Below are 7,067 nucleotides of genomic sequence, written 5' to 3'. Positions count from 1 at the left end.
GGCTTGAACGAAGAGAAAGCCAGCGTCATTAAGGCGCTGGCAGTAACAGCCCCTTCTAGGGGCAAAGCAAGCCACCCCTCTTAGGGGTGGCTTGTGACTATTTTTTATGACGAGAAAAACGAGAAACCCCAGCTTTTAAACCGGGGCTTCTTGCTTTACAGTCGCGGGCATCCCGCGCTGCATTTATCCAGCGATTCAGTGCTTAGTTATAGCTATTTCTGGCTTCGGACTGGGCCTTGAAAATCTTGTCGTATTCGTCCTTAGAGATTCTCATGTAACCCGTGACAATCTTGCCGGATTCGTCTTCACCAAATTCATAGTAGGCGGAGTCGCCTTTGACTCGCATCAAGATATCCATGTTAAGGGAGTTCTTGCCACGGAGTGCGTTGTCTTCGTATTTAGCAGTAAGGTCGCCGTTCACATTTCTGATGGTGTAGTCGATATTGTTTTCAGTGAAAACTTCAAAAATCATATCGGCTTCGCCTTTCCAGTAACCCGTGTAATTGGGCTGTTCATTGTCGCATCCGAAGAATGTAAACGTCGAAAAAAGAAGTGCGGAGAGAATAAGTTTTGTTTTCATGTCTTTAAATTAGATTATTTTGCAAGATTGGGTTAGTGAATCTGTGTAACGATGTTTTAACAAACTCTATTTACAGCACCTGAAACCAACGCTCGGGTACTGATTTTGCGGGTAGAAGCTGAATTTGCTTTCGGAGCAGCTACTTTCGTTGTTGGTGTTCCATGCGCCACCAGCAACCAGGAACTTATCCGGATGCTGCTTGCTTGTAGAGCTTGTCCATTCCCAAAGGTTGCCATTCATATCGTTCATGCCCCACCAACTGCGGCACTGCGTTTTGCGGCCGCTTCTTTTGGCCGATTTGGTGTTGGTGTTGCATTTGCTTTGCTTGTAGCTATTGCCGTAAGAGTACTTGAATCCGTCTTTGCCACGGCAGGCGGCTTGCCATTCTTCGATTGTGCAAAGGTGTTTGCCTTCGTTCTTGCAAATGCGAGCGGCTTCTTCTTGGCTTACCATGTCCTTGGGCGATGCATCCGGCTGGTTCGGGTATTCGTAGGCATCAACGCAAACTGTTTTTCCGCCGACTGGGACGGGGTAGGCGTTTTTGCCACAGACGTTATCGCTAGCCATGTCGTATTTGGCTTCTTCCCAAGCGCTGCGGTTACCGACGGAATCTTCAGCAAAGAAGAATACGGAACCCGTCTTGTTGTATTCGATGCCCTTACTTGCGTCTTGTGGTTTGAGCGTATCGCCGATAGAGACGAATGTCTTGCACTTGATCTCGTCGCACTTGACTTTGAGCTTGATGGGGGAGTAGTAGCGACCGGCGGGTGGTGTGATTTCGGCGGTAGGCGGAACTTTATCTGAATTGCGGAGGCTATCGGCTGCGCGCAATTTGTTCAAAGAATCCTGCTTTGCTTTTTCGATTTTTGCTAAGGCGTCAATGCTATCCCTGCGGGCCTTTCTTTCGGCTCGGATGCTGTCGCGCACATGCTTGAGGCTATCCTTGTTGATTGCCGGCGTTTTTGGCAAGTTGGCGAGTGAATCTGCAAGGCGGAGGCTATCGGCAAGGCGTAAACTGTCTGCGATTCGGGCGTCTTTGAGAGCTTTCAAACTGTCGGCTTTAGCTTGTTCTGCACGGAGACTGTCGAGAATTTCTTTTTGGCGCAATGCGAGTTCCGCAAGCTTTTGTTCTTCAAGAGCTTGTTGCTTCACCTTGTTGAGTTGGCATTGTACAACGAACAAGCAGACAAGTAAAAGGAACATTAAAATCAAGATGACGAGATTGCGTTTCCCGTTTTTCTTGTTTTGTTTTTTTGCAGAGTTATTGGGGGTATTGGTGTTGTTTGCCATAACTTTCCTAGATCTTAATTTTCTACAGCTTCGTTTTCAGTTTCACTTGGTTCTTCGTCGATGACTTCGTTGAAGAGGTCATGCCAGTGGCGGAATATTTCCGCCTTGAGTTCCTTCGGGGTGAGGCCGCGTCTCAGGTTGTTTCTGTAAGCGGTCGAAATTTTACCTGTTTCTTCGGAGACGATGATGATGAGGGCGTCACTTTCGGCGGCGAGTGCTTTTGCGGCGCGGTGGCGCATACCGTAACCGGCATCACCTTCGGCGTTACCGGTCGGCATCGGCAAAATGCAACCGGCGGCGACAATTTCTTTGCAGTTGAGGATCACGGCGCCATCGTGCAAAGCGGAGTTCGGGAAGAAGAGTGCGCGTAAAAGTCTGGAGCTGATGCGGGCGTTCAGGAGTTCACCTGTGTCGGCGTAGTTCTTGAGGCCAACGCGTTTTTCGAGCACGATGAGTGCGCCTGTTTTTGTCTTGGCGAGGTCTTGGACTGCGGTGCAAATTTTTTGGGAAATGTCATCGAGGCCGCTGGCGTGGAAGAGAATGTTGCGCAAGTCCACCTTGCTCACGCTCTGGCCGATTCGGGTAAGTGCGCTTCGAATTTCGGGCTGGAACAAAATCACGATGGCAATAATACCGAGCGTGGCGAGGTTACTGAGCATCCACACGAGCGTGTGGAGTTCCCACCATTGCGCAATGAGCCATGCAAGAATGAGCAAAAAGCCACCGAAAATCATCTGTGCTGCACGCGTTCCGCGGAACAGCAAAAAGATGTAGTACAGAATGACTGATATGAGGAGAACGTCCAGAATGTCAGCCATGCGGACATCAATGATGCCGAATAACTTAAACAGCGTCATGGGACTTCAAAGCCTCCAAATATAAAAGTGATTCTTTTGCTTCGCGGACATCGTGCACGCGGAGAACGCTTGCACCGCCGAGGGCGGCTACAATGCCTGCGGTCACCGTCGGGATAAGCCTATCGCTTGTTTCGAGCCCCGGCATCTTGCCAATGTAGGACTTTCTCGATGTGCCAATCAAGACGGGGTAACCGTCCTTGAGCATAACCTCAACGGACTTCATCAAGTCTATGTTGTCTTGAACCGTTTTCCCGAAACCGATTCCTGGGTCGATGCATATGCGTTCACGTTCGACTCCTGCATCCAAGAGCTTTTGTACTTGCGCCAAAAGTTCTTCTTGAACTTCGCTCACGACATTCGTGTACGGCTTGAAGTCCTGCTGCATTTTGCCAAAGCTTCCGCGCATGTGGTTCAGCACCACGCTTGCCTTGGTGCGGGCGACCGTGTCGATCATGTTCGGGTCCATCGTGCAGGCGCTAATGTCGTTGATGATATGCGCTCCAAGGCGCATACATTCTTCGGCGACTTTCGCCTTGACCGTATCGACCGAGATGTAGAATTTTCTAAAACCGGGATTGTCCAGATCTTCGGAAATCGTTGCCGTTTGCGCCAGCGCTTCGACAACCGGACACACGCGGTCGATTTCTTCTTGTTCGCTCACGGGGACGCTTCCCGGACGGCTGCTTTCGCCGCCGATATCGAGAATTACGGCACCTTGTTCGACAAGCGAAATCGCATGTTCGTAAGCGGCTTCGGGGGTATTATGCTTGCCTCCATCGAAAAAACTGTCCGGGGTAACGTTCACGATACCCATGACAAGCGGCATTCTCGAAGCTGGAATAATGTCGTTTCCAATTTTCCAAGAGATTGCACGAGTGGATTCAAGAATAGAGCTAAGCATAATGGCGGTTACTGTTGTTCGGTTTCTTTGACGGAGTTTGTTGCAGTTTCATTACCTGCGACGGGGGTGGGCTGTACGTCGGCAATCGGTGCGACCGGCGGCTGGTCACCCGGATCAGGTGGTGGAGTGTTTTCTTCTTCGCGCTTCTTTGCAAGTTCTTCCATAGCCTGGTACTGGCGGCTCTTCTTTGTTCCGGTGAGCTTTTCGCCAGCCATGACCCTGTCGATTTCTTCGCGGTCGAGCACTTCAAATTCAAACAACGCTTCGGCGAGGTCGATAAGTTTGTCCTTGTTTTCTTCAAGGAGCTTGCGAGCCGCAGCGTCCATGCGCTTGATTAGGCCGTTGATGGCGTTGTCGATTTTTTCGGCCATCATTTCGGACATTTCCTTCGGCTTGCTAATCTCTCGACCTAGGAACACTTCGCCATCGGCGCGGCTGTAGCAGACAGGTCCGATTTCTTCGTCGAAGCCCCATTCCGTGACCATCTTGCGGGCAAGCTCTGTCGCGCGCTGGATATCGTTCGAAGCACCGGTGCTCTGGTGGTTGAAGAAGATGAGTTCGGCGAGGCGGCCAGACATCATAATCATGATGCGTTCTTCGGCGTATTCGCGGCTGTAGCTCACCTGGTCGCGTTCGGGCAAACTCATGGTCACGCCGAGAGCGCGTCCGCGCGGGATAATCGTAATCTTGTGGAGCGGATCCGAATGCTTGCAAAGCAAGGTCATGAGGGCGTGGCCCGCTTCGTGATAGGCGGTGTGGCGCTTTTCTTCGTCAGTCATCAGGAGCGTGCGGCGTTCAGCACCCATGCTGAGTTTGTCGCGTGCTTCTTCGAAGTCGAGCATCGTCACTTTCTTGTTGTTGAACCTTGCGGCAAGGAGCGCTGCTTCGTTCACCAAGTTTTCGAGGTCCGCACCGGCAAGTCCAGGCGTTCCCTTGGCAACAGCCTTCACGTCAACATCCGGAGCAAGAGGCACCTTGCGTTTTTTCAAGTGCACCTTCAAAATTTCTTCGCGGCCCTTGAGGTCGGGGAGCCCCACCACAATCTGACGGTCAAAACGGCCCGGACGCAAAAGTGCCTTGTCGAGCACATCCGGACGGTTCGTGGCGGCAATCAAAATCACGCCTTCGTTAGCGGTAAAACCGTCCATTTCAACAAGCAACTGGTTCAAAGTCTGTTCGCGTTCGTCGTGACCGCCCCCGAGACCAGCACCACGCTGGCGCCCCACGGCATCGATTTCGTCGATGAACAAAATGCACGGAGCGTTTTTCTTGCCTGTTTCAAACAAGTCACGTACGCGGCTTGCGCCCACGCCAACGAACATTTCCACAAAGTCCGAACCGGACATGCTAAAGAACGGCACACCAGCTTCGCCAGCGACAGCGCGGGCGAGGAGAGTCTTACCCGTGCCCGGAGGGCCAACAAGGAGCGCACCCTTTGGAATGCGACCGCCCAAAGCATCGTATTTCTTCGGGTCCTTCAAAAATTCGACGAGTTCCTGTAAGTCCTGCTTCGCTTCGTCGCAGCCGGCAACATCGTTGAACGTCGTCTTTTTTTGCGAGTTCAGCTGACGCACCTGGCTCTTGCCAAACGAGAACGGGCTCTTACCGCCACCGCCCATCTGACGGCTCATCATGATGTAGAAGAAAGCAATCAGCAAAATAGCGGGCAAAAATGCAATGAGCGTATCAATCCAAGTAGTCGATTCGTGAATGACCTTGACCTTGACTCCTTTGAACGTTTCCCATGCCGAAATCTGTTCGTTCGAAACTTCGAGCATGTGGCTTTTGAAATGCTTGTGTTTCATGTCGCTGCTTGCGCGTGTGAATCTCGCAAGAGTGCTCTGGTTCTTTTGGGCTATGGCTATTTCATCTGGGGACATCTCGTAAGCGCCCTCGATAATCACGCCGTCAGGAGTTTTCTGAAGCGTAAGCTCCGTGATAACCTTGGTGGAATCTCCCATCAATGCTAAAAATTCGGTGCGGGTAATATCCTTGTTGGATTCTTTCCCGGTCATGGGGAACATGACGAAAAGCATGAGGAGCATGATGAGAACGATGATAAAATTCTTGTTCTTAAACGGTGCTGTTGGCTTTTGAGGTTTATTCATTATAATCCTTTTATTTCTTTTCGCAAAATACAAATTTTGCAGCGGATAGCGCGTCCTCGAACTCGCAAATCCAGACCGTATGGCGTATTTTGACGATGGAACGCCTGCGGTAAACGGCATGGACCGGAATTTTCACATGAGCAGGCTCTTTCGGGCCATAGAAAAATCCAATCGGGAACCGAAAACCCTTTTCCGAAAGCCATAACCGGAACATCTCCGAAAGGTCAGCATCGGCGTGTGCGCGGAGCACCCTGTTGAGCTTTTTCTTGTCCAGCGAGATTGTGGTATGGGGTGTGGGGTCGGTCGCTTCGCTCTCTTTGAGGTATGAGGAGTGGGCGTTGTCATCCTGGATCGCGTCATTCTCGACCGAAGGGAGGGAATCCATACGTTTATTCAAGCATGTCGCGAAAAGTATGTCGCATTTCCTCGTCACTTTTTCATACGCCTTGTCGGCAAGTTCTGCAATGCGGCAAAGCTGTTTGATTGCTCCGGGGCATTCACTTTCCAGATTCGGCAAAAACTCGTGTCTAATTTTGTTGCGAGCAAATTTCACATCCGCATTACTTTCGTCCTCGCACCAAGTTAATTTGTTCTTTCTTGCGTATTCGAGCAATTCCGTGCGAGTCACATTCAGGAATGGCCGGAAGATTCTTAGTAGGAAGTAGGAAGTAGACGGTAGACAGTTTGTTTCTGCTTTGTCATTCTCGAAGCGATGCGTGGGGGAGGTCTCCCCCTGATTGCAGCCCGTTGCACGGTCTTCCATCACCCATTCTAGCGGGGCTTCAGGCGCCAGCCCCGCAACGCCCTGGCTATTGCTTAGAATGCGAACTTCTTGAATCCCTCGTAACCCTGCAAGCGTCGTTCCGCGCTTGAGTCGCATGAACATCGTTTCCGCTTGATCGTTTGCATGGTGCGCCGTGACGATGGCGATAGAGCTGTGTGGAATGGGGTCGCTGCTTTTGTCATTCCCGCGCAGGCGGGAATCTCCAATTTCATCAACAATCTCGACCAGCGCTTTGTACCTTGCATCCCTTGCGTTTTCTTCAAGCGAACCCTCGGCCGCTTTAAGCGTGTCGCCATCCAAACGCTTCAAGAAAAACGGAATCTTGTATTTGCTTGCAAATGCTTCGACAAAAGCGGCGTCTCTGTCGGCCGTTCCGACCCGCAGCCCGTGATGCACATGGGCAATTCCCAACCATTCGATATCGAGCGCTTCGCGATTTGCAATGAAATAATGCGCGAGGCAAATGGAATCCAAACCGCCCGAAACTGCAAGCAGTAGGCGCTTGAAACCATGACGGCGAATATTTTCAATTAAGTCAAAAATCAAT

General features: G+C 51.1%; 6 protein-coding genes. All 6 read right to left on the bottom strand.

Going from position 1 to position 7,067, the window contains the following annotated elements; genetic code table 11:
• Positions 1-202: 202 nt before the first annotated feature.
• Positions 203-580, bottom strand: coding sequence for a hypothetical protein (locus tag HUF13_RS13165; protein WP_173475568.1), 378 nt, complete (start codon positions 578-580; stop codon positions 203-205).
• A gap of 66 nt (positions 581-646) precedes the next feature.
• Positions 647-1,870, bottom strand: coding sequence for an SUMF1/EgtB/PvdO family nonheme iron enzyme (locus HUF13_RS13160; protein WP_173475567.1), 1,224 nt, complete (start codon positions 1,868-1,870; stop codon positions 647-649).
• 14 nt (positions 1,871-1,884) lie between these two features.
• The gene (cdaA, locus tag HUF13_RS13155; protein WP_173475566.1) at positions 1,885-2,727 is read right to left on the bottom strand and encodes a diadenylate cyclase CdaA; all 843 of its coding nucleotides are present in this window, start codon (positions 2,725-2,727) and stop codon (positions 1,885-1,887) included.
• Positions 2,714-3,628, bottom strand: coding sequence for a dihydropteroate synthase (folP, locus tag HUF13_RS13150; protein ID WP_173475565.1), 915 nt, complete (start codon positions 3,626-3,628; stop codon positions 2,714-2,716). The genes cdaA and folP overlap by 14 nt, the downstream gene beginning before the upstream one ends.
• Positions 3,629-3,636: 8 nt before the next feature.
• On the bottom strand, positions 3,637-5,736 hold the full coding sequence (gene ftsH, locus HUF13_RS13145) for an ATP-dependent zinc metalloprotease FtsH (RefSeq protein ID WP_304039159.1): 2,100 nt from the start codon (positions 5,734-5,736) through the stop codon (positions 3,637-3,639).
• A 10-nt stretch (positions 5,737-5,746) separates the two neighbouring features.
• Positions 5,747-7,066: a tRNA lysidine(34) synthetase TilS gene (gene tilS, locus HUF13_RS13140; RefSeq protein ID WP_173475564.1), complete on the bottom strand. Its 1,320-nt coding sequence runs from the start codon at positions 7,064-7,066 to the stop codon at positions 5,747-5,749.
• Position 7,067 lies beyond the last annotated feature (1 nt).

The sequence above is a fragment of the Fibrobacter succinogenes genome (genome assembly GCF_902779965.1).
Taxonomy (GTDB): Bacteria; Fibrobacterota; Fibrobacteria; order Fibrobacterales; family Fibrobacteraceae; genus Fibrobacter; species Fibrobacter succinogenes_F.
The sequence above is the reverse complement of the archived record's forward strand: the minus strand, read 5'-3'. Positions and strand labels throughout refer to the sequence as shown.

Bases quoted from the DNA above. Each gene is read 5' to 3' on its own strand.
- HUF13_RS13165 (WP_173475568.1), bottom strand. From the start codon at position 580: ATGAAAACAAAACTTATTCTCTCCGCACTTCTTTTTTCGACGTTTACA.
- HUF13_RS13160 (WP_173475567.1), bottom strand. From the start codon at position 1,870: ATGGCAAACAACACCAATACCCCCAATAACTCTGCAAAAAAACAAAAC.
- cdaA (WP_173475566.1), bottom strand. From the start codon at position 2,727: ATGACGCTGTTTAAGTTATTCGGCATCATTGATGTCCGCATGGCTGAC.
- folP (WP_173475565.1), bottom strand. From the start codon at position 3,628: ATGCTTAGCTCTATTCTTGAATCCACTCGTGCAATCTCTTGGAAAATT.
- ftsH (WP_304039159.1), bottom strand. From the start codon at position 5,736: ATGAATAAACCTCAAAAGCCAACAGCACCGTTTAAGAACAAGAATTTT.